Source organism: Rhodococcus sp. T7 (assembly GCF_009872365.1).
Lineage (GTDB): Bacteria > Actinomycetota > Actinomycetes > Mycobacteriales > Mycobacteriaceae > Rhodococcus_F.
The window spans coordinates 262,097-285,350 of record NZ_WXYH01000389.1 but is presented as its reverse complement, the minus strand read 5'-3'; the positions used below and the strand labels follow the sequence as shown (position 1 = coordinate 285,350).

The following is a 23,254-nucleotide window of genomic DNA, read 5'->3' as shown; positions in this document are numbered from 1 at the left end:
GAGGAAGGCCCACGGCCGTCGGACACGAGTCGCAGTCGGTGAAGCCCTTGTGGGCACCGGCTTAGCGTAGAACGTGTTCTTGAAGCTGCAGCTCGCGGCGCTGGACGCTGCCGTCCCAGGACCCAAAGGGCGCGTGGTTGTGCAGCTTTCGGCGTGACGCTCGACCGCCTGGTGAGGGCCCGATCGGTTCGGTCGGATGGCCAACTGAACTTGATCCCCAGAATGCGGTGATTTTCCAACCCGGACCCTCCCCAAGCCCCGCAACCATACCGTTAGCAAAGTTCTCGAATCATATCCCATTCAACCTCCCTACTTATGCCGAAAGGACGGCAGAATCCCCGCTACGACCGACCAATTCCTCTCAGACACCCAGTTATAGGAGCCTAATGATTCCCAACTCCGGAAATGTCCTTCCTCCCCTGCAGTCATTGACAAACGCCGAGAACACGAGCGAGAATCATTGCATAGATCGTGATCCGAATCACATACCTGCACCAAACCTTCGGAATCCTGGACCAACGTGCGTAGCGCGCTGGCCCAGCCCCGGACTAATGAGATCTTCGTCGCCAAAAACGTCCACCGATGGGACTAAGTCGTGATCTCTTACAAAAGGCTCGAAGATGTCACTTCGCGTGATGTCGAAACTCTCTTTGCAAGTCGCGAGTCAGATTTGCACCGGAAGGTTGACGCCACTCGCGATGCATATTTCGGGTTTATCTTCCCAATTACTCGACCTGACTTCGTAGCTGTTGCGCGAGCGTTCGATCTGAACAACGAGATGGCAAAGGCTCTGTACAGCAGGGGGACTGCGTTCTCTACGTTTCGCCCGAATGGTCGTCTGGGTCAAATTACGAATCACATCGTTGGCTCGTCCCTGCTTGCCCTGCGCGACATGGACCTTGATACCGGACTGCGGGAAGTTAGCGATGAAACCCTCGCTGCGCTTATTTCGAGCAATGAGCACACGGTTGTAGAGATAGCGGAAGCTCGCCAGTCCTGGTTCGGACGGGTATTTTTTCCGGCGATTGCATTTGCAAATGCGATTGCAGTCTTTGGCGGAAGCGTCACCCCAGAATCTGTCTGGGACCTGGCGCAGGGCTACGGTTTCGCTGCCGCTGCAGGAGAACGACAGACCGTTCGCGGAGACTTCGGCATAGCCATGTGGCTGACGCTCCTCGCGCGCACGTAAAGCTCTCCGACTTGAACTATCACGAATCCCATTGCAAAGGTGTTCGACCAAATCGGAAGGAACGTAATGAAAGACGACGTACAGCGGCTGAGCCTAGACGAGTTCATGGAGCAGCCGCTCCCTGGCAACATTCACGAGCTCCTCGGCCATTTCAACGGTGGCTCGTTCATGGAGTGTCACCAGAAAGTCTTTGAGGCCACCGGCATTTGGGTAGACGAACTCGTGCCAGTGTTCCAACGTTTTGACGCGATGGTGGTTACCCGCGACGTCCGACCTGAAGCTGTACGTTAGCGCAGCGGGACCTGGCTGGTGAGTCCAGACCTTGAGACATCATTCGTTGACCTCCTTGATGAATGGGTTCCGCCTAACCAGGCGTTTCTCGCGAGGTCTGCAGGTCAATTAGTCAATGGATGGGCGCACGCTGAGGTAGCTTGCAGCAGTCACGCTTTGCTGGAGCCGCTAGTTCTTGCGTGGCTAACGAGTCCCACCCCGCATGTCAACTTGAATTCCCTGCTTGGCAGCCTTCCTCCGGACCAAGACTCGAATTGTGTGTCGGTGATCGTTGATGATGACGGCGTGGTGGAGCTGCCGGGGTTGGGTCAGTTCGACGGCAATCTCGCCGACGAAGTGTTGAATTTACGCCGGCTTGGCCACAACCGTGTACTCATCCGAGGCGATAAGGGCGAGACAGAAGCCGCGCTTCGGCCCATACCGATGGTTCCGGGTACACGCGCCGTCCTTGCCGGGAGCGCGCACCCGCTGCTAAAACGCTTCTATTGTGCCAACGCCGGCGAGTCGGCCATAGTTGAGACGCTGATCGAAACCCGTCGGCACTCCAGAAGTATCATCGAAGCCTTTTCGCTTCTCGCGCGCACTGTTCCCCTGCTACACGCTCATCTCGCGGACGCAGTCCGGCGAGTAACCGTTCACCGGGCAGGTCACGTGCACTCCTTTGCTACTCCGGCAGCGCACGGTGCTGTGTTTCTCGCTGCTGCGGAAGATGACACCGACATCGGATTCGTGGAAGATCTTGTACACCAGGGTGGTCACGTCCTTTGCACAGCTATGACGGTCGACCGAGAGGTATTCTTCACGGTCCCCGCCGAGACGCCGCTAGCCGACATCACCGGCATCGTTGACGAGACTCGTAGCTTGTATGAAGCTTTTCATGGCGTCTTCACCGAGGCCGCGATGATCTTGACCCTCAATCGCCTTCTCGATCTCGATGGGCTTACCCCCCGGCAGGCTCATGAGTCTCGGGGCCGGCTCGGGCTCATCGGATCACGTGCGGTCGCCGACTTGGCGAATGTTTGTAGACCTGGCCTCTTCACTGACGAAGGCCTACGTATCCTTAAGTATTGTCGTTTAGCACTCATCGAGACAATTGATCGTCGCCGAGAGGAGTTGGCGGCCCTCGACCTCACCGGTCAACCATATGCCTTCTCCTACGCTGCCTTCGTGGCCCGGAATCCGCTTGACCATGATCTCCCTTGACGAGCTAAGTCCAATAGGCTTCGGCTCTTATCGCGTGTCAACATCGGAGCATGGCTTCGCCCTTGCGGAGGCGATCCGGTTGGGCTGCAATCTGATCGACACTGCCGCTACGTATACCAACGGCTACTCCGAGCGTCTTGTCGGCGCCGTCGTGGCTTCAGTTCATTCCAGCGCTGACACCTTCGTAATCACTAAGGCGGGTTACCCCGACCCACCGGGTACGCAGCATTCAATCGCGCCAGATTTCCTCGCGGCAAGCCTGGATCGTTCCCTCGAACGACTTGGCCGCCCGTGGGTCGACGGATTCCTACTGCATAATCCTGAGCGCTTGCTTGACGATGGTGTGGAAACTGATGAGTTCGCCGACCGGGTTGCTGCAGCCTTCGTGTTTCTCGAAGGCTGCGTCTCCCTCGGGAAAATTCGATTCTACGGGATCAGCTCGAATGTCGTCGCCACTTCGCCCGACCCGGTGCTAGGCCTCGAGTCGTACATCACACTGGCAGCGCATGCCGCCACTCACCATCATTTCCGACTCCTCCAATTCCCCTGCAACCTTCTCGAGCGAGACGCCGTGTGCAACCCGGCTGGCGCGAGTCTGACCGTTCGAGCACGAGCTGCAGGTGTTGCGACTCTTGCCAACCGGCCACTGAATGCGTTGGTCGATGGCCGCCTCGTACGGCTAGCGAATTATGAATCCCACGCGGACAGGCCGACTAATGACGATTCGCGGCTGCTATCGATGTGTGTTGAAGCAGTGAGCGGACAGCTCGTGCGGTCAGGAGCGACAGCTACACCGCTAGAATTCCCAGTAATCCAGTACGTCGCCGACCACTGGGCTGACATCGAGACGACCGACGCAGTCGACGAGCTCTTCCTTGGACTCCTCCAAACCTTCCTGCGCGCACTCTACAAGGGCGACATACCTGAAGCTGAAGCGAGGCTTTTCGCTCGACTTCATCGACGTGCTCTTGATAATGCCCAGAAGAGAATGAGCGACCGGGCCGAGGCAACCAGGCGTGATCTTTACGCCAGCCGGATCCTGGATGCGACCGACAGTCACCCGCTACAGGTGGCGGCTTGTTCCTACTTACTCGACGCAGGGATCGACCATGTGCTCGTGGGGATGCGAAGCCCTGACTATGTGCACAGCCTACGAGAACTCATTATTAGCAACCGGAGGCCCCCGGGATGAGATAACCAACCACCAACCTCCTAACTGCTGGGCGCACGAGAACACCTCACTGCATAACATTCCGAGCGTTCACATTGCGTTCCGAGCGGGTTATTATAGACAAGTCGGGCACGGAGGCCGCATTCACCACAAGTGTGCCAACAGCGAGCACCATGGCGATTGCATGCGTGATCAGAAAATCAAGAACTTCCAATTACTTCGTGATTGCTGAGAGGTGGTTTCGATGAACATATTATCAATCCCTCGTATTGTGGATGCTCGCTTGGTTGAGCGATTCATATTTAATTTTAGGTTGAGACCGGATGCCTTGGACGAACGCCTGCCCGCCACCTGGTTAAAACCTCAAGTGTTCAACGGGTGGTCCGTTGCCTCATTCTGCGTATTGGCCTTGGACAGAATTACCGTTTGGCCTATACCGCCTTTCGCGGATATTAAAAATATCAAAACCATATCGTGCGCCTATCGCTGCGGTGCGGTAGACATTTCTAAGCCTACGGCGAATCCGACCGTGTACATTACGGATAGGAACGCAGACAACTCCGCTATCAGCTATCTCGCTCCGATGATCTTGAAAGACACTATCCCTCTCGTTAAAGCAGACATTGCACAATCTGACGGCACGACCGAAATCAGCATCAGTCATCCAGACGGACAGCGTCTCTTTTCGGCATTGGTACGTACCGCTCCAGATCCCAGTGCACTGGATTCCGAGGTCTTCGATTCTTTGGAAGCATTTGTTGCCTTCATTAAGGGCGGCGTTTCGAGCTGGACCCCGTCCGTGCAAGAGGGTGCATTGGCGCGAGTCGACTTGGCCAAGGAAGACGCGACCTACGAGGTACGAGAGGCTGATGTTGATTTCAACGCTCTCGAGAGCTTATGGCGAGATGCTGATCTGAAACTCGACAGTGTAGTACGAGCGACGGGTGGCAGATATCGATGGACTTACCGGGGCCTCGCTCGATCCGACCGCTTAGTCCAGTCGTCTCCACCGTCGGATCGTGGTCGCGCCAAAGCGTGATTTGTGCATGCTCCACGGTTTCAAGGGAGATTCAGTTCGCTAGAGTGTGGGCTCGTCCAGTTTCTCGCAGATTGTTGCAACCTGCCGTCGTGACGACGGGTAAGCAGCACACCGAGCGGGATCGTGGCACGTTACTGCACCAAATCCACTGGCTAGGAAACCAATCCAAGTTGCCGAGAATCTACCTTATGCCAACTAGTAAGTTGGTTATTCGCATGGTCTACGAAGCTTGATGTTCGTTGACGGGAGAGTGACATTTTTGACAGGTTTTGCGACACACTACGGTTTGGCGCTTGATTGTCGGGCATTGTGGCATACGGTCGTCTCGTAAAAACTTGATTGAACGCGCGTTTGAAACGCTGCGGGAAACGGGACCGTCGTGGCACAACTCACCACGCTCCGCAAGAAACGCACGCATCTACGACACCCCGATCCGCGACACCCAAGGGCGACGGCCCCCCAGGCGCCCATCGTCGACCTCGCCGAATCGCACCCGTGTCCCGTGTCCCGTGTCCCGTGTCCAGGATGAACACTGAAGCGGTTGATTGAATGTCGGAATCAAAGAACCACCGAGGACCTGAAACTGTTGTGCTGATTCGTCACGGGAAGACTGAGTGGAGCACCAAGGGTCGGTTTGCTGGAAGGATGGACGTTCCTCTCCTAAGCTCTGCCGAATTCGAGGCTATCGAAGTTGGTGATCGGATCCGGCGAATGTCATTCGACATGGTCATGTCCAGCCCCTTGTCGAGGGCTCGACGCACGGCCCAACTCTTGTGTAGCGGTGAGGAATTTATAGTTGATGACCGGCTTCGTGAACGTGACTACGGCGACTACGAGGGGCTCACTACTGCCGAAATCCGCCGCCGTCACCCGCGTTGGAATGTGTGGTCGGATGATGTGCCGAATGGTGAAACGCTTGAAGAGATGACATACCGCGTCGATTCACTGCACCGTGAGTTGCTCGACAGCTCGGCTGGTTCCGCCTTGATAGTCGCCCACGGTCACTGGATCAGGTTGTTCACGGCCCGCTGGTTAGGACTTCACCCCAGGCAGGCTGCGCTGTTCCGGCTCGAGGCTCTCGGAATAGTCAAACTAGGCTGGGAACGAGAGAGTCCTGTGGTGTTGGGTTGGGGCAATTGAACACCAACATTCTCCCTCTAGTTGGCATCCGAGGGTGCGTGACCAGAAGGCGAAGGGGAATGGCCCAAAATTTCAAGATGCCATTCAGGTGGTTTGGCCAGCATCGGCTGTAAAAGACGGGGGAGGAGTACTCCTGGACCTTTGTGGATCCAAAGTGATCCACTTGGTCGGTGAAGTTGCTTCTAACCTTATGGTTGACGTAGAAGTGGCAAAAAATCAGAACGCGTATCCGGTTATTTGCGCCAGAAAGTGACCTTTGAATTCTCCGGATTTTCCGCGCGTCTCAGAGGTACGCTGTCTCTATGCCTTCGGTAAGGGTCTGACCGAGGAGATTCCATGCGTGGTCCGATCGCAGCGGTGTTGGAGGATTCTCTTGCGCCGCGCCTGCAGTCTGATGCCCACCCGCACATCTACCATCCCGTTCCGCCCGCTCTCGGCGACGTCAAGCTGACCATCAGCGACACGACTAACGCCGTTGTTCGGCCGAAAGTCGACACGGTTGCAGGTACGGGTGGGGTGGAAGCTGTGGTGTGGGTGGGTCCAAACGCATACTTGAAGCTGGACTTCAACTTCCTTCACCGGACAGTTACCGAATACGTGCTGGCTCATCGACATGTCTATGGCGGAATAGTAAAAATGCACCGCACGGCTGACGTGAACTTTTCAGATCCCAATGCTAACAAGCCGTTACACGTCGGTCATCTGCGCAATAACTTCCTCGGCATGGCAGTGAGCGGACTGCTCGGGGCCACGGGTTATCGGGTCCGGCGTTCAGAGTTCATCTCGGATTGGGGCATCCACATCTGTCATGCCGTGGTAGCACACCGGCGGTGGGGGGGAGCTTCGACTCCGGCCACGGCGGGTGTGCGGGGTGACCGATTTGTTGGCGCGTTCTACGCCCGTTTCCATGCCGAGAACGCCGCCCTTAAGTCGGGGCGTGCAAAACGCTCGATCGAGCCTGGTGACGCCGACGGGGTCCAGACCGACATACGGACCGAACTAGAGCGAGAGGCGGCGCAATTGCTCGGCCGAATGGAGGCCGGCGATTGCGCTGCCGCGCGCGAGGTATTGCGGGCGGCAGCCTGGGCTGAGGAGGGTATCGGGTGCACGTACAGGCGGATTGGCACGCGCTTCGACGTGGTCATCAGGGAGAGTGAGGTGCTCGACCTCGGGCGCGAGATGGTTGAACGGGCGCTCGTGGCCGGCCACTGCGCCCGCCGACCGGATGGCTCGGTATATATCGATCTCGATGACTTGAACATGGGGGAGCTTACCTTCCTGCGGCAGGATGGCACGCAGACCGTCTACACGCGGGGATGCGCCGTGATGATTCCGCGTGGCGAGGCGGGGAACACTGACCGGATGGTCGACCTGCTAGGCCACCATTGGAAGGCCCGGTACGACGCTGCACTCCGAGCACTGTCTATTTTCGGGTACGAGTGGGCAGGGCGGGTTGAGCCGCTGTACTTCGGAATGGTCCGGACGCCCGAGGGGAAGGTGAGCTCACGAGAGGGCACCGCGTTGCTCGCTGACGCGGTCATCGACGACTTGATGACGAGGCTCAGCTCACATGGCCTAGAGGCGGCAGAACTGCTGGCTATTGGTTTGCTGAAGTATCACTTCCTCAGTATCCGGGCCGATCGGGACATTGTGTTCGACCCTACTGACGTGTGGCGGCGAAGCCTGCCTAAATTCGCCCTTGTGGTTCGCACAATCACGGCTCTTTCTACAGCAGAGTTGGCGGACTACGGCGTGGCAGCCGAAAAAAACGGTCCGGCGCTCCGGCGGCTTCTTCTGCACCTCGATGCGCTGCCAGGCGTGGTCGAGCGCTCGGCAGCGAGGCTGGACACAACCGCGCTCACGCATTACATAAACGTGTGTTGCCAGTGCGTAGACGCCTGTGCCCGAGACGGGATCGACCCGGCGACAGCTGGCGCGGTGGGTGTCATCCTCCAGCGCGCGCTGGGCATACTCAACATCCGGGTGCCAGACCAGTCCGACCGCCTCGGTCCGCCGTTCGCCTCAGCTGGCGGAACTGGTCGGGGTGGTCAGTCGCAATCACATCACCCGACCGAGGAGAGTGTCCAGTGACCGATGTCTTCCGGATCGGTGTTCTAGGCGCCGGAACCATTGCGGAAAAGGCCCATTTGCCGGGCCTGTTGCGCCAGGCCGACGTAGAGATCGTGGCTGTCTGCGACGTCAACGGCGAACGGGCACGCGTCGTCGCCGATCGGTTTGGCGTACCGGCGGCAGTTAGTGATCCCGAGGTGCTATTCGACATGGACATCGACGCAATTACCTGCTGCACGCCTAATGCTACCCACGCAGAACTGGCTACCGCCGCGCTTGAGGCCGGCAAGCATGTACTTCTGGAGAAACCGCCCGCCGTAGACGTGCCCTCTGTCCGGAAGATCGCTGCCGCGGCGCGCGCAAGTGGGGTCGTTTTCATGCCATTGTTTAACCACCGCTTCCGTGAGGAGGTTATCCTGGCGCGCCGCCTCTTCGTCGAGGGCCGAATTGGCTCGCCGTATTACGCGCGAACCACGCTCTGCGATCGGAGGGGCGCCACCCCGGGCTGGATTACCGACCAGAGTCGCTCTGGCGGTGGAGCTCTTATCGACCTTGGCGTCCATCATCTTGACTTCCTCATGTATGTGCTCGGGCACCCACGGGCCACGGTGGTGTCGGGCAGCACATATGCGAAGATCGGTGACTATCAGGTGCGCTACCGCCATGACGCGGCATGGGCCGTAGCAGACGAGCGTGGGCGTGACCTTCGACCGGGTTGGATGGGCGACGTCGAGGAGGCAGCTACAGGGTTGATACGGTTCGACAACGGCCTCAATATCTGTTTGGAGACCGCTTGGACCCTCAATATTCCGGGCAGGAGAGCCTGGGAGACGCTCGTCTTCGGTGACAGGGGAGGCATGCGAGTTGACCCAGCCCCCGTACTGTTGGCGCTGGACGAGGACGGGTACCTCGTCGACGCGGAGTATGCGGTTGAGCCGGTGCCCACCTATCCCGATACCCACTCGCGCGCCATCCGGAACTTCCTCGACACCATCCGCGGCGCGGCGGAGCCCGTCTCCACGCCGGCACATGCCATCCACTTAATGGAGATCATAGCTGCGCTGTACAGGTCGAGCGCCACCGGCCGAGAGGTCACCATCGAGACTGTTGAGGAGAACCAATGATCGTCACGCTTACCAATGAGTCCACAATTGAGAGCGTTGAAAAGTTCCTGGCGCGCTTCGATCTGCAAGTGCATAGGGTAGTCAGTCACCGAGGCATGCACGTGGCGACTTCGGGAGACGAGCGGGAAGTGCCGTTCGCCGAACTACGCCAGTTGGACGGTGTGGTTGATGTCATCGAGGTGCCGCCGCCCTACTACTTTGCCTCACGGGACTTTCACGATTCGGCGAGTACTGTGCAAATCGGCGGCGTGCCGATCGGCTTCGGAGCGCCACCGGTGGTGGTTGCCGGCCCGTGCGCGGTGGAGAACCGGACCGACACGCTCGATACGGCTGTCGCAGTGAAAGCGGCTGGCGCGCAGATCTTCCGCGGTGGAATATTCAAACCCCGGACTACGCCGTACAACTTCCAGGGAATCGGGCGGCGGGGCTTGGAAATCCTCGCCGCGGTACGTGACGAAGTGGGTCTGCCGGTTGTGACTGAGGTCCTCGATCCTGCGGACATCGGAGCGGTCGCCGAGGTGTGCGACGCCATTCAGGTAGGTACACGAAACATGACCAACAGTGCTCTGCTGAAGAGGCTCGGTTCGGCGGGCCGACCGATCGTACTCAAACGGGGGTTCGCAACTCCTATCGAGGAATTGGTGAGGGCTGCCGAGTTCATCATCGTGAACGGCAATCCGGATGTAATCCTGTGTGAGCGGGGCATCCAGACCTTCGAGCGCGCCACGCGCTACACCCTAGATCTTTCGGCGGTGCCAGCGCTCAAGGAGGTCTGTCATCTACCAGTGATCGTGGATCCGAGTCACAGTACGGGCCGACCCTCGCTAATCGACGCGATGTCCAGGGCCGCCGTGGTGGTGGGAGCCGACGGGCTTCTCATCGAGTGTCATGTCCGGCCCGAGAACATGATCAAACCGGGCGACGACTTCCAAGCGGTTCGTCCGTCACAATTGGCTGGCCTGGTGGCCTCGATTCCGGCTTTGCACTCCGTCATAACGCAGTTTCCTACGACGGCTGAATGAGGCGAATCAACCGGGCAGGTAGCTCGTCGATCTGACCGTCGGTGAGCGTGGCGGCGATTCTGACGTGCAGAGGGGCCGGCTCCTTGAAGTGCTGTCCGGGCAGACAGACGATGCCTGCCTGCAGGGCCAGCGCGTCCGCGAGAGTGCGGTCGGAGTAGCCATCGAGGCAGGCCCAGATGTAGAGGCCGCCTTCGGGTATCCGGGCCGACAGGCCCGCCTGCCGCAGTGCCGCAACCGTCCGATGCATGGGTTCCTCCACGGTGGAGCGGGCGGATTCAACCCAGCTGGTAGTCGACACGGCAGCACGCAGGGCACGCTCAACAGGCTCGGGGACTATCAGCCCGCGGCGGTCACGCAGGCGGCCTACCTGAGCCACCAATTCTGGGTCGCCGACGAAGAAACCAGCTCGCAAGCTCGGCACGTTGGCGAGCTTGGACAAAGTATGCAAAGCGAGGAGCCTGCGCCGATGACCGGACAAGACCGTACGAGGAGGCCCGTTCCAGCAAAATGGTGCGTAGGTCTCGTCCACAAGCAAGAAGATCCCATGGGTATTCGTGAACTGAACCGCTGCTGAGAGGTCCATGAGATACCCGTCAGGATTGCTCGGTGAGCAGAGCCACATGAGTAGCGTGTCGGCCCGATCCCGATCAGCTACTTGATTCAGGTCGAGTTGCCCATCCGGCCCTCGCGGTATCCGCACCACTTGCAGTCCATCGGACTCCGCACCACCCGCGAAGTGGTGGAAGGTAGGAGCAGGGACGAGCACCGTGCCCATGTCAGGGCGCAGCGGCCGGAGGTAGGCGGCAGCCGACCGTATGATCTCGGTGGCGCCCAGCGAGATACCGATCTCCTCGGGCGCGAGCTGTACGCCATAGACTCCAGCAAACCAGGCCCGGATGGCGTCCGTTGTGGCCGGTGCGGGTTGTTCGCGGGGGTATCCCCAGTCCCACGAGTCAGTGTCTCGAAGGGCCGCCACTAACTGCGGTGGGGGGCCGAGTAGGCCGCGGGCCTCGGATAGCAACAGCGGCTCCCAGCCTGATCGATCAGCCAGCGCCCTCAGGCGTTCGCGTTCCAGCAGGATCAGCTCGCCATCGGTGGCTTGAGTGCCGGGTGCGGGGCCCGCGGTCATGGTATGTCGATCCGGCGGCGCCAAGCTAGCTCCGTGCTGAGCATCCCGGCCGCCCGATACGCACACACCTGGGGAGTGTTGCTCACAGCGCTCGCTAATTCGTCGATCGGTATCGGCTGGAATCCCTGGCCCCGGAATAGCTCGGTCGCACCGGTACTGAGCGCGTACACGGCGGTTCGGCCATCGAGTCGGGCCTCAGTCAGAGCGCGACGGGCGAGGGCGTTGCCCCAGCCCCGCCGTCGGAACTTCGGCATAACAGCAAGGCTGCGGAGCAGACAAGCCCGTCCAAACGCTGCTTCCAGACCGACCACGCCGACAGGTCGCCTGGCGGAATCATAGGCCAGCCAATACCGCCCACCGCTGTGAACACCCTCGATGCTTAGCTCAGCTTCCACCAGTAGCTTCACCACTTCCGATAATTGCTTGCGCGTCACCTCGATGATCGCGGGTGGTTGCAGTTCTCCAGGGATTGGTGCCGACCCGTAGGCGAGGTAGACAGCTTTGAATCGAGCCGTGTCTACGCACATGTCTGGTACGTACTCTCGCAGGAGCGTCCACGGTCCGTGGTAACCCTCAAATGTGGTGATATACCGCCGCGAAGTCCACCATAAGTACCCGTTGACTACTACGTTCCATGTAGGAGCCCACTGGGTGCCTACAGCTACCACTCGTGTACGGCGACCAGCCGCGCTCAAAGTGTTAAGGACGGCCGCCCGGGAGCGCAGGATGTCATGGGTGGCGTAAAACAGGATCCGGTCAACTGCGAGAGCCGCCAAAGAGGCAGTCTCGGCGGACGAGTAGATGAGCCGCACGTTGACCCACCCGTTGGCGTCCAGCTTGGCCTGTGAGTGTTTGAGCATGTCAGCACTTTGATCCACCCCGATCAACTGTCCAGAAGGACCGATCTTCTCCAGAACGCCTGCAAAATTGCGGCCAGTGCCGCATCCCACTTCTAGCACAGTCTGCCCGGGCGCAAGGTCGAGCAGTTCAAGCGCTTGGGCGCGGAAATTGGCCAAGCGCGACGATAGGCGACGGTCGTATCCATCCGCGCGTAAGCGGTACTGCAGCATGCTGCGCGCACTGTCGGGCTGCGTCGGCATCAGAACACCCCGGTGTCTCGCGCGACCGCCATGAGTTCCTCCCGTCGAACAGGGTCGAGGGGAAGGAGGGGCGGACGGGTTGTGGGGAAGTCGATTACACCACTCTTAACAAGGACCTCCTTGAAGCATCGGATGTACTCGGACTTGCCAGAACCGCACACGGCCACCAAAGGAAGGAGCGCATCCCGATGCAGCCGACGGGCTTTGACCAGATCTCCGGAGTCATAGGCGTTGTGCAGACCCGCGACGGCGGCGGGGACGAGATTGCCGATGCCGATGCTACTTGCTGCTGCGCCGTATGCTAGGGCGAGCATGAGCATCGTGTCGTCGCCACAGATCGGGGCGATCCCGGGGGCGTCGGCAAGTACGGCCGATACTTTGCTTGGGTTCGGCAGCGAGAGCTTGACCATGCTGACGTTGGAGGCCTCGGACCTCATGCGCGCTAGGGTTGCGACACTTACTTCCCGACCGCCGCCACCGTCGTAAACCATTACCGGCGTACGGATGGCCGAGGCAATCTCGAGGATATGATGCGTGACCGCGGCATTGGAGTGTCCAAAGTAGTACGGTGGCGGGACCATTACCGCCGCGGCGCCCAACTCCTCGGCCCGCTTTGCCAGCGCCACGGCGTTCGCCGTTGCCGAGTCGCCTACGCCGAAAGTGAGCGATACCCGACCGCGTACCGCCGTGGCCATTGTGCTCATGATGTGCAGCCGTTCCGCCATGCTCAAGGTAAAGAACTCGCCTGTCGTACCCAAACCGATTACGCCGTGCACTCCGCCCTCGATCAGGTACTCCACGAGCGACCGGAGTGAGGCCTCATCCAATTCACCGTTAGTATCGAACGGGGTAACCGCCAGAGTGTGCGCGCCGCGCAGCGGATCGGTCATGTGGATACCTCCGTCACGGATACGTTGTTGGTGGCGGCTGCCCTAATTACGCTGCAGTACAGATCCACCACGGCCAAAGCGTCTGTCGCAGTGGTGGTCAGCGGCGGGATCAACGGCAGCACGTTTCCTGCACCGACCGGCCGGGTAAGGACGCCGTGCTCGGCGAGTTGGCGGCACAGCGCCGAGGCAATAGGCAGCGGAGTCCCCGACTCCCGATCAGTAACCAGTTCCACGCCGATGGCGAGGCCGACGCCTCGGATGTCGCCCACGATGGGTACACTTGTTAGACCAGCGCGCAGCGAGTCGAGCAGATCGCGACCCAGTTCTTCGGCTCGGGTGCACATTCTTTCGTCCTCGATGAGGTCAAGGTTGGCGAGCGCAACCGCGCACGCGACGGGATTACCACCGAAGGTAAATCCGTGCACCAACTCGCGGCCAGGACCGAGGAACGCGTTAAACACCTCGGTAGTGGCCAGCACGGCTGACAGCGGCAGATAGCCGCTCGTGATGCCCTTGGCGCATAACAGCATGTCTGGCTTGATGTCGTAGTGCTCGCTAGCGAACATCCGTCCGGTTCGGCCGAACCCAACCGCCACCTCGTCAACGACGAGCAGGATGCGGTACTCGCGGCAGACCCGTTGAACCTCCCTCCAGAACCGTGCCGTCGGTGGCACCATCCCGGCCAGCCCGAGGACAGGCTCCGCAAGGAAAGCGGCCACCGTGTCCGGACCCTCCGAGAGAATGCGCTCCGTTAGAGCTGCGCCCGTTTCGACGGGACACGAGTCTGGCGTGGCGCTTAGTGGGCAGTGATAGCAATATGGGGCGGGAATCTTCGGAAACTCTGTAGGCAGCGGAGCGAACGGATCCCGCTCCTCAGCCACGCCGCCCGCCGACAGTGCACCGATAGTGCAGCCATGCCAGCCGCGGTCGAGGCCAATCACCTTAGTTCGCTCGGGGTAGCCGCGCTGCCGCCAATACTGACGACTGATTTTGATCGCGGTCTCCACTGCCTCAGCGCCACCGGTGCCATAGAAGACATGGTTTAGGTCGCCCGGCGCGAGCGACGCCAGCCGAGCCGCGAGCAATGCGGCTGGCGGGTGAGAGCGCCCATTAAGAGGATAGTAGGCGAGTCGGCTGAGTTGCTCGGTGGCGGCTGCGATGAGCTCGGGACGACCATGTCCAACCTGGACATTCCACAACCCAGAAATAGCATCAAAGTAGCGGGTTCCGTCTGCGTCGAAGACAAAGGAGCCCTCACTCCGCTCGATCATGAGCTGCTCACCGGCGTAGGCGGCCATATCCGTGTACGGATGCCACACGTGGTCCAGGTCAAGCTTCGCCGCGTTGTTTTCCATGCGAGGCTTCAGCTCCCTTCGGTTCGAAGTCGATGCGAGCCTTAAAGACGTCAGGCGGGTCGAACAGCTCATTCGGGTCCGCGAGATCATCGAATCGGTGTACATGGCTGATCGTTGAGGGCAGGTCGACTGGTGCCTCAGTCACTGCCCGGAGCGCCAACGGGAAGTCCTCGTCGCGAGTCTCGGCGCTGCCGACGATCCGCAGGTCCGTAAGGCAGATTCGGGACGGGCTGACAGATACGTGACCGAGATCGGCAGCGTTGCCCAGCTCCACCAGAGTGCCGGCGTGGCCAAGTAACTCGAGCCCGGCAGCGAACGCGGCCGGCGTACCTGCGCACTCCAGCACGACGTCGACGGTCACGTCACCCGCCGATACTTCGAAGCCAAGGCGTCGGGCCAGGTCAGCTCGCGCGGTATCTCGCTCAACCACCACGACTGGGTTGCCATACCAGCACACCAAAGTAGCGGCCGCCAGGCCGATGGGGCCGAAGCCGATCACGGCAACGTCACTGCACTGCGGCGGTGATGGCGAACCGAATGCCTTATACAACCCGCTAGCCACACATGCAGCCAACTCAGTGAAAATGGCCCTGTCCGCTGCCAGGTCCGTGCTGAGCTGAAATACCCGTGAGCCGGGCAGTAGCTCCATGTGGGTAGCGAAGCCACCAGTCAGCCTGTCGCCGATCGCGTCTAATCCGTACACGATGCGGTTGGGACAGCCGCCACGGGCACCTGTGCATCGAAAACAGGTGCCGCAGTTTATACCTGGAGCCACGAGTACCCGATCCCCGACCCGGACGTGATCGCCACGAAGGTCGACAAGTCGCTCCACTGTACCGATTAGCTCATGACCGAGAATGGACGGTGCTGGCACCGGGATGCGGCCGGCCACGATGTGGCGGTCAGTGGTGCAGATCCCAGTGGTCTCAAGTGCGAGGAGGCCACCGTTTTGTGGGAGGGGGCGCTCAGCGAAACGCAACTGCCCCGAGCCAAGATACTCGATGATCGATACCGACTCAGCCATTCACAACCTCACTCCAATGGTCTGCTCAGGTCGGGAACAAGCTCCGAGTTGAGCCGTGCATACTCTGGTGAGAGGTCGGTGGTGAGCATCTCAGCATGGGCTGAACCAACGGCAAGGCTGCATTCGACGACGATCGCACGGTGGGTCAGGCCGGCCCGAGCAAGAGCGATCGCGTCCGGTCCAGCTGGAATACCCGCATCGAGAACGGTCACGCCGCCCATGACGATGGATAGTCTGTCGAAGTCGGCTTCGACCTGTGAGCGGCCGAGAGCAGCTGCCACCTGTCCCCAGTTGGCATCCCCGCCATGCAAAGCGCATTTCACCAGCAAGGACTGGGCAACTAACCTGCTCGCCTGGGATGCCTGTGTCTCGTCCATGGCGCCTTTAACCCGGACCAGGACTTCCTTGGTGGCGCCCTCAGCGTCGGAGATGAGTTGGCGGGCAAGGGCCCAGCAGACCTCAGTCAGGGCGACTACGAGTTCCTCCGGGGTCGGCGTCACGTCGGCGGCGCCGTTGGCCAGTATCGCAATGGTATCGTTCGTGCTCGTTTCACCGTCCACAGTGATCGCGTGGAAGGTACGTTCGACCGCCGTCCTCGACGCAGTGCGGAGCACCTCGGGTGTGACTCGAGCATCGGTCGTGATCACCGAGAGCATCGTCGCAGTGTTGGGAGCGAGCATCCCGGCCCCTTTTGCCATTCCACCCACGCTCCAACCATAGGAACTGCGCACAGCGGCGGTCTTGGGTCGCGTGTCGGTGGTCATGATGGCGCGCGCGGCTGTGGCGTCGTCATTGGTTAGCGCACCGGCCGCCAGCCGTGCCCCTGTGAGGAGCCTGCGTATCGGGAGGTACGTGCCGATGGCACCAGTGGAGCACACTAGTATCAAGTCGGGTGTGGTACCGAGTAGAGCGGCGACCCCGTCTGCGGTCGTCCTGGCGTCGTTGCACCCGCGCGCGCCTGTCATGGCGTTGGCGCAGCCGGAGTTGACCACCACCGCGCGCGCCACGCCGCCGGCGACGTGTTCCCGCGATATGACAACCGGGGCGGCTGCGGCGCGGTTGGTAGTAAACCATGCGGCCGCGGCAGCTGGCCGGTCAGAGACGATGAGCGCTAGGTCGAGCGCTCCCCCGAGTTTGATGCCCGCCGCAACGCCAGCCGCAGTAAAGCCAGCCGGTGCGCAGACGCCACCAGCGACAGTCAGGTACCCGTCGGATACCGCGCCGTCCAGCTGCGGATTCACCGGACATCACCGATGGCGAGGAGAACAGAAGGCGACGGGGGGGTCGTTATATTCGCATCCGGACGTGGGGAGCCGGTTCCGTTGAACATGGTCATGTGCACCAGACGGGATTCGAACCCGCATATCCCAGGTCCCAGGCCTGGACCTTTCGCCGACCGGTCCTCCGGCCCACACTTCTGCGTTTGTGTCGAGGTTAGGCGTGCCCTGGAAGACCTCACCTCGTTGCTCGCGCTCCGCGTGGGCGGATTCCCGCAGTGGCCTTTCCTATTAAGGTACTGGTGCTTGGTGTGATCGGATTCCGACGCGCTACGAGCCCGACGCCGGAACCCGATCAGCATTCCAGGGCAGACATTCCAGGGCACACATTCCAGGGCACACATTCCAGGGCACACATTCCAGGGCACACATTCCAGGGCACACATTCCAGGGCACTTCGGCTGGGCGCTGCTAGCTCGCCGGGCTGGCCGGTCAGTTCGCCGACGGGTCAAGTCGACGTACGGCGTCGGCTAAGCCGGCCACTGGAGCGTCGAGCCTCGCCACTGGAGCGTCGAGCCTCGCCAACGGATCGGCTAGGGCCGGGGCCAGTGGAGCGGCTAGGGCCGGGGCCAGTGGAGCGGCCAGGGCCGGGGCCAGTGGAGCGGCCAGGGCCGGGGCCAGTGGAGCGGCCAGGGCCGTGACAGCCTCCTCAGGGATAAGGGGTTCGGTCATGTTTCACCTCCTCTTCTTGTGTAGGGACCGACGGAATCGGTCCGCGCGCATCCGGTGGGTCTCGAACCCACGAGACCAACTATTAGAGGCTCGTTCCCCCGAACGGGTGCCGGACGCAATTGATCTCCTACTGTTGAAGGCAGTATTGAGTAGCCGGTTCTCACAGCATGTACCCAGCACGCGCTGCATCGTCGTAGAACATCCGCACTGTCTCGACGGACAGATCTTCGAGAGTGCGGCCGAGCATGGGAATTTTGCCCAGCAACGCTGGAGGGAGGGTGATAAGCGGACATCCAATGCGATCGGCCTGCACTAAGTTGAACAGCTCCCGCGAGCTTGCCCACATCAGCTGCACTTGGGGACACGACGCCAGAAGCCCAAGTGCCTCGCGTATCAATGGTATTGGATCCCGGCCTGTATCAGCAATTCTGCCCGCGAAGATAGAGATTATCGCAGCCTGGCTGCCACCAAGCGCCGCTGCCGCATCGCGAACCTGATCTAGGCAAAGTACTGCGGTCACGTTGACGCAGATCCCGTCTGCCGACAGCCGACGGATCAGTTCAGCAGAGCGCTCCCCGCGAGTATTCGTGATTGGGATCTTTACGTAGACAGATGGGCCCCATTCCGCGATTCTACGCGCTTGCTCTTCCATCTCGGCGAAGTCGTCGGCGACCACCTCGAAGCAAACAACATGCTGGTCAAGTTCGGCGAGAACAGCTTTTGCGAAGTCCGAATAGTCACTGACACCAGCGCGGCGCATCAGCGTTGGATTGGTCGTAAACCCCGCGATGAGTGGATGTCGCGCGAGTCGGCGGATCTGCTCGATGTCAGCTACGTCTGCGAATAGTCTGATTTGGCTTGGCGTATACATTCAGTACTTCCCTGGCGCTTCATCCAGGCAGAGTAAATCCACCCGGTGCGTGATGCAGCTATAGCGGTGACTGTCGGTGACGCCCGGTAGTGTTCGCGGCCTGGCCGATCGAGTCGAATCACGACAGGCCTCGGGCCGCAGCGCATGTAGTCGGTGGAAGACGTCGCCGGAACTGTAGGCGGAGGCCGGCGTCTACGACCCCCGGGCCGCCGCATCGCCGAGACCCTCACAGAGATCGTCGTGCGTTAGGCTAACCCTGGATCATGAGATCAACGAGGACCATGAGATTAACCCTGATCCTATGACCAACAGCAATGTCCACCAACTAATCCGGGGGAGCAGGGTGTCCCGCCCGTGTCGGCCCGGCCTAATCTTGCAATGTCGTGGACTTGGATGGCGCCGGACGGCGTCGTCCAATCGCATCCTGCAATCTCGGGAAGGCTATCTCGAGACGTCGTTTAATTTTGCCTCATATTGCCTCCAGTGTAGAGCCGCTTTGGGAGCTCCCGTGCCACCTGCCGAGAAATCCTCGAAGACGTTGTATTAATCACACGCCAGCTGAGGCTCGGCTGTCAAGGTATTGCTTTGTCGCATTGAAGTTTTCGTGTCGGCGAATCGAATTTGGACGCAAAACAGACCTATGAGTTTGATTCATAGCGAGAAAACATACCTTGCGTTGATTAATACGTCCGCGAAGTCGGCTACTCTGCTGTGCCTTTCGGGTGTGTCGACGTTCGCCTCACGACGTGCAGAACAACGGTGACGACTTCGCTGCGGCCCACCGCCCCTAGCGGCTCGGCCTAAAACAATGCGAAGGGGCTCGGCGATTGCCGCGGCGGAGGCATTCCTCGACGCGTTCAGGGTCGTCACCCCAGATGCGGACGATAGAGACACCTCCATACGGGCGATGTCGTGCAGCTCACTCCTGACAAGAAGGTCAGGAGACTCGTGTGCACCCCTCGGAGAACCACATGCTCGCAGTGCACTCGTCCTCTGAAATTGACAGGGCTACGCGAGGGTCTCGACCGCCGAACAGACCGCCGATTCGCAGAGGGACGCCCTGAGCGCTGCCGGCTGCTCTCGCGTGTGGACGGACACCGCGAGCGGGGCGACAACATCACGCGCGCAGCTCAACGATCTCCTCTCGCACCTGCGGGAAGGAGACACCCTGGTGGTGTGGCGGCTCGACCGGCTCGGCCGTTCACTCCCCCACCTGTTGCAGACGGTGGAGAACCTCGACGAGCGCGGCGTCGGATTCCGCTCGCTCACAGAGTCGATTGACACCACCACCTCCGGAGGCAAGCTGATCTTCTCGATCTTCGGTGCGCTCGCCGAGTTCTCTGTTATCTGGACACGCCGGGACACCCACCTCCCTGATCTGGGAGTTGCAGCCTGATGCACTGAGTACCGGCACAGGGAGGCCGGTATGCGGGTGGTCAAGGATGTGGACGGCGGCATTGTCCGACGGGTGATCCTGCTGGACGACTCCGGGTACGAGGTTGTCCCGGTGACCCGGTTTCTGGCGCATCTGCAGGATTCCGGTTACAGCCCGAACACCCTGTCTTCGTATGGCTACGACCTGCGACGGCTGTTCATGTTCCTCGACCAGCACAGCATGGGCTGGACCGAGTTCCGCCCCTCGACCGCGTTGGAGTTCCTGGGGTATCTACGTAGGATCCCCAGCCGTGGCCCGGCTCAACGGCTCGGATTGGCGGTCGCGACCGCCGAGGGACGGCTGCTGTCTCCGGCAACGGTGTCCCGGATTCTGGCCGCGACGTCGAGTTTCTTCGAGTGGGCGATCGCCGCCGAGTTGTACACGACCTCAGATAATCCGATGCAGAAGCGCGAGGACGCCGCGCTCGCACGGGTCCCGGATCGGCACCAGCCGTTCGTGGGTGCGGCGAGTCGGCAACGACCGGTGCGCCGGGCGGTCCGGGTTCGGCTGCCAATCCGGCTGCCGCGACCGCTGAGCAGTGAGGACATTGAGGCATTACTGGTGAGCATGTCCTCGTTACGGGATCTGGCGATCTTCCTGCTGATGCTCGACGGCGGCCTGCGCCCGGGTGAGGTGCTGTGCCTGCGGCTCGACGACATCGCCTACGGACGCCGCCGGGTGACGATCCGCAAACGCGACGACCATCCGCGCGGTGCCCGGGCGAAGGCCCGCCGGGAGCGGGTGGTCGACCTGCATGAGCCACGTACGTTGGATGCGGTCAGCCGGTACGTGCTGCATGAGCGGCCCCTCGAGGCCACCAGCCCGTTCGTGTTCCTCGTCGGCGGCACCGGGGCGAATCGCGAGAAGCCGCTCAGTTATCAGGCGGTGGCGCGTGGATTCGCCCGCCGCCTGGACCGGTTGGGGATCCGGACTCCGGACAAGACACCCCACGCGTTGCGGCACACGCACGCGACGGCGATGTGGGATTCGGGGATGAGAGAGCTTGCCTTGCAACGTCGTTTGGGTCACGCGTCGACGGAGTCGATCCGCATCTACACCCGCGTGTCCGACGAGCAGGTGGTCACCGAGTACGACACCGCACTCGGGCGTCGGTCGTGACATCGCCGGCCAGGATCGGCGCAGAGGCCTCATCTCGAGAGCGCGTCCGGGTTGCGCATGTGGACCGGGCCGCCTATCGCGACTGGTTGTGGCGGTATGTCGGCAGCGGCGCCCGATACTCACGCTTGTACGCCTACGACGACTTCGTTGCGCGCTGGCCGTCGCTGACCGACTGGTTCGCCGCGCCGCTGTCGCAGCGCACCTTCGACACCGACAATCCGGTGCCAGGCCAGCATCCGCACGGCGGTGCAGGCATGATCATGCCGTACCTGTCGTATCTGTCGCTGGTGCAAGGCGTCGGCTTGGATTACGAGGTGTTGTTCGCCCGCACCTTCGCGAGCCCGTTCACCGCATCCGCGGCGTCGACCGGTCTGGGAATCGATCGGGGCGTGTTCGAGTCGCACGTGAGCCGACTGGTTCAGCTCGGATACACCCAGGCCAGTGCGCGAACCGACCTGAGGGCCGCGCTGGGGCGACTGCTCCTGCACCGCGGCAATCCCGACCTCTCTGCGATCACCATGAATGATCTCGACGAGCTGCGAGGCGCGGTTGATTCCTTCACCGAGCGGCTTCGCCGCGAACCCATCCGCGAGTTCTACAGCCGATCCCGCGGCAAACGACTGCCCGCCGATCCGATCGAGGCGTTCCACCACTCGCTGACCAGGCGGATCAATGCCGCGCATCTACTGTTGTTCACGATCGGCCAGGTAGATGCCGCGCCTCCGGGTCGGGTCGACGCCGCCTCGTGGACCACCCGCCTCGCCCCGGTCGGCACGCCGCCCAAGATGCGGGCGGTCATCGACCGCTACCTGCGGCTGCATTTGGAGGCCAACCTTGGCCGCGAACAGACGGTCCGTCATTCCCGAGATGCATTGCGGCGACTGACCTCCTGGCTACGCGGGCAGCATCCGGAAATCACAAGCTTCGACCAACTGCGCCGCGCGCACGCGGAGGAGTTCCTGCGCTGGCTCGGTGAGCAGACGAGTGAACACACCGGGGTACCGCTGGCGCTTACGACCCGGCGCTCGATCGTCACCCTCCTCGCCCGGTTCGTCAACGAGACCGCCGCCTGGGGATGGGATGACGTGCCAGGGCGGGTGTTGTTCACTCGCGGCGACATTCCAAAGATCGCCCGGACGGTGCCCCGGTTCATCCCCGACCACGAGCTCGCCGCCCTGATGTCCGCGGTCGACCGGTTACCCGACCCCTATCAGCGGGCCGCATTGATCGTTGCACGCTGGTCCGGCGCCCGCCGAGACGAGATCCGGCGGCTCGCGATCGACTGCCTCGACACTTATCCGGACGGTCATCCCCGACTGCGGATCCCGGTCGGTAAGGGATACACCGAACGGACGATTCCGCTGCACCCCGAGGCCGCGGCCGCGTTGCGGCCGCTGATCGATCTCGCCCGAACCAGACACGCCCGCGGCCGATACGACCCCAGTGTCGGACGCGCCGTCGAGCACATCTTCACCGTCCGCGGCAAGCTGCTGTCCAAGGCGTTCCTGTTCGACCTCGCACTCAAGACTGCCTGCACCACCGCAGGACTGCTCGACTCGCAGGGGCGACCCACGATCAGCGCACACCGGTTCCGGCACACCATCGGCACCCAACTCGCCGAGGGCGGGGCGCGGCTGCAGACGATCATGGCGGTCCTCGGCCACCGCACCCCGCACATGTCGCTGATCTATGCGTCCTTGTCGGATCCGACCGTCAAACAGCAGTACCAGGACGCCCTCGACCGGCACCTCGACGGCGTCGCGCTCGCCGGGCCGGCCGCCCAGGCGTTGCGCGAGCACCGACTCGACCCACAGGCGGTGTCCTGGCTGCAAACCAACTTCCTCAAGACTGAACTCGAACTCGGCCACTGCTTGCGCCTGCCGCAGGAAGGACCGTGCGAGTGCGATCTAGTCCTGACCTGCTCGAAGTTCCTCACCACCAGCGACTACGCGCCCCGACTCCGAGCGCGGCTGGCCACCGAACAGACCCTGATCGCCGACGCCGTCGAACGGGGATGGGACCACGAGGTCGAACGGCACCAACGCACCGCCGACCGCATCAACGCACTCCTGTCCGACCTCGGCGAGGAACGGCAGCACTGAACGCGTCGGTGAGGATCCCTCCGCTGAAACG

The 23,254-nt window shown here is 61.4% G+C and carries 19 protein-coding genes and 1 pseudogene; 12 read left to right on the top strand and 8 right to left on the bottom strand.

Going from position 1 to position 23,254, the window contains the following annotated elements; genetic code table 11:
- The first annotated feature begins 595 nt into the window (after window positions 1-595).
- The 9 genes from MLGJGCBP_RS45325 (at window position 596) to aroF (ending at window position 10,249) form a co-directional block, all read left to right on the top strand.
- Window positions 596-1,189: a hypothetical protein gene (locus tag MLGJGCBP_RS45325; protein ID WP_160093671.1), complete on the top strand. Its 594-nt coding sequence runs from the start codon at window positions 596-598 to the stop codon at window positions 1,187-1,189.
- A 66-nt stretch (window positions 1,190-1,255) separates the two neighbouring features.
- Entirely contained in the window at window positions 1,256-1,480 is a 225-nt protein-coding gene (locus tag MLGJGCBP_RS45320) for a hypothetical protein (protein WP_160093672.1), read from the top strand.
- A gap of 258 nt (window positions 1,481-1,738) precedes the next feature.
- Window positions 1,739-2,683: a hypothetical protein gene (locus tag MLGJGCBP_RS45315; protein ID WP_160093673.1), complete on the top strand. Its 945-nt coding sequence runs from the start codon at window positions 1,739-1,741 to the stop codon at window positions 2,681-2,683.
- Window positions 2,670-3,875, top strand: a complete 1,206-nt coding sequence (locus MLGJGCBP_RS45310) for an aldo/keto reductase (RefSeq protein WP_236580851.1) — start codon at window positions 2,670-2,672, stop codon at window positions 3,873-3,875. The genes MLGJGCBP_RS45315 and MLGJGCBP_RS45310 overlap by 14 nt, the downstream gene beginning before the upstream one ends.
- A gap of 223 nt (window positions 3,876-4,098) precedes the next feature.
- On the top strand, window positions 4,099-4,893 hold the full coding sequence (locus MLGJGCBP_RS45305) for a hypothetical protein (RefSeq protein ID WP_160093675.1): 795 nt from the start codon (window positions 4,099-4,101) through the stop codon (window positions 4,891-4,893).
- Window positions 4,894-5,442: 549 nt separating this feature from the next.
- Window positions 5,443-6,033, top strand: a complete 591-nt coding sequence (locus tag MLGJGCBP_RS54535) for a histidine phosphatase family protein (RefSeq protein ID WP_160093676.1) — start codon at window positions 5,443-5,445, stop codon at window positions 6,031-6,033.
- Window positions 6,034-6,369: 336 nt separating this feature from the next.
- A complete protein-coding gene (gene argS / locus MLGJGCBP_RS45295; RefSeq protein WP_160103968.1) occupies window positions 6,370-8,124 on the top strand; it encodes an arginine--tRNA ligase domain-containing protein in 1,755 nt (584 codons plus the stop codon).
- On the top strand, window positions 8,121-9,227 hold the full coding sequence (locus MLGJGCBP_RS45290) for a Gfo/Idh/MocA family protein (RefSeq protein WP_160102356.1): 1,107 nt from the start codon (window positions 8,121-8,123) through the stop codon (window positions 9,225-9,227). Before argS ends, MLGJGCBP_RS45290 begins: the two co-directional genes overlap by 4 nt.
- On the top strand, window positions 9,224-10,249 hold the full coding sequence (gene aroF / locus MLGJGCBP_RS45285; RefSeq protein WP_160102358.1) for a 3-deoxy-7-phosphoheptulonate synthase: 1,026 nt from the start codon (window positions 9,224-9,226) through the stop codon (window positions 10,247-10,249). The genes MLGJGCBP_RS45290 and aroF overlap by 4 nt, the downstream gene beginning before the upstream one ends.
- Here the strand turns inward: aroF and MLGJGCBP_RS45280 are convergent.
- From MLGJGCBP_RS45280 to MLGJGCBP_RS45245, 8 genes are all read right to left on the bottom strand, one after another.
- Window positions 10,233-11,378, bottom strand: coding sequence for a pyridoxal phosphate-dependent aminotransferase (locus tag MLGJGCBP_RS45280; RefSeq protein ID WP_160102360.1), 1,146 nt, complete (start codon window positions 11,376-11,378; stop codon window positions 10,233-10,235). The two genes, aroF and MLGJGCBP_RS45280, sit on opposite strands and share 17 nt — an antisense overlap.
- Window positions 11,375-12,478 carry a GNAT family N-acetyltransferase gene (locus MLGJGCBP_RS45275; protein WP_160102362.1) on the bottom strand — a complete coding sequence of 368 codons (1,104 nt, stop codon included), beginning with the start codon at window positions 12,476-12,478 and terminating at the stop codon, window positions 11,375-11,377. The genes MLGJGCBP_RS45280 and MLGJGCBP_RS45275 overlap by 4 nt, the downstream gene beginning before the upstream one ends.
- Entirely contained in the window at window positions 12,478-13,368 is an 891-nt protein-coding gene (locus MLGJGCBP_RS45270; protein WP_160102364.1) for a dihydrodipicolinate synthase family protein, read from the bottom strand. Before MLGJGCBP_RS45270 ends, MLGJGCBP_RS45275 begins: the two co-directional genes overlap by 1 nt.
- Window positions 13,365-14,723, bottom strand: a complete 1,359-nt coding sequence (locus MLGJGCBP_RS45265) for an aminotransferase family protein (RefSeq protein WP_160102366.1) — start codon at window positions 14,721-14,723, stop codon at window positions 13,365-13,367. Before MLGJGCBP_RS45265 ends, MLGJGCBP_RS45270 begins: the two co-directional genes overlap by 4 nt.
- Window positions 14,698-15,747: a zinc-dependent alcohol dehydrogenase gene (locus tag MLGJGCBP_RS45260; RefSeq protein WP_160102368.1), complete on the bottom strand. Its 1,050-nt coding sequence runs from the start codon at window positions 15,745-15,747 to the stop codon at window positions 14,698-14,700. The genes MLGJGCBP_RS45265 and MLGJGCBP_RS45260 overlap by 26 nt, the downstream gene beginning before the upstream one ends.
- 8 nt (window positions 15,748-15,755) lie before the next feature.
- On the bottom strand, window positions 15,756-16,988 hold the full coding sequence (argJ, locus tag MLGJGCBP_RS45255) for a bifunctional glutamate N-acetyltransferase/amino-acid acetyltransferase ArgJ (protein ID WP_236581604.1): 1,233 nt from the start codon (window positions 16,986-16,988) through the stop codon (window positions 15,756-15,758).
- A gap of 468 nt (window positions 16,989-17,456) precedes the next feature.
- Complete coding sequence (locus tag MLGJGCBP_RS45250; protein ID WP_160102370.1) at window positions 17,457-17,696, bottom strand: hypothetical protein; 240 nt, start codon at window positions 17,694-17,696, stop codon at window positions 17,457-17,459.
- Window positions 17,697-17,856: 160 nt separating this feature from the next.
- Window positions 17,857-18,567, bottom strand: a complete 711-nt coding sequence (locus MLGJGCBP_RS45245) for a transaldolase (protein ID WP_160102372.1) — start codon at window positions 18,565-18,567, stop codon at window positions 17,857-17,859.
- 1,006 nt (window positions 18,568-19,573) lie between these two features.
- On the opposite strand from MLGJGCBP_RS45245, the pseudogene MLGJGCBP_RS45240 reads away from it, so the two are divergent.
- The 3 genes and pseudogenes from MLGJGCBP_RS45240 to MLGJGCBP_RS45230 all read left to right on the top strand — a co-directional run.
- Window positions 19,574-19,906: pseudogene (locus MLGJGCBP_RS45240) on the top strand (recombinase family protein); the annotation flags it as partial.
- Between the two features lie 87 nt (window positions 19,907-19,993).
- Window positions 19,994-21,121, top strand: coding sequence for a tyrosine-type recombinase/integrase (locus tag MLGJGCBP_RS45235; RefSeq protein ID WP_160102374.1), 1,128 nt, complete (start codon window positions 19,994-19,996; stop codon window positions 21,119-21,121).
- A gap of 59 nt (window positions 21,122-21,180) precedes the next feature.
- Window positions 21,181-23,223 carry a tyrosine-type recombinase/integrase gene (locus MLGJGCBP_RS45230; RefSeq protein ID WP_236581605.1) on the top strand — a complete coding sequence of 681 codons (2,043 nt, stop codon included), beginning with the start codon at window positions 21,181-21,183 and terminating at the stop codon, window positions 23,221-23,223.
- Window positions 23,224-23,254: the final 31 nt, after the last annotated feature.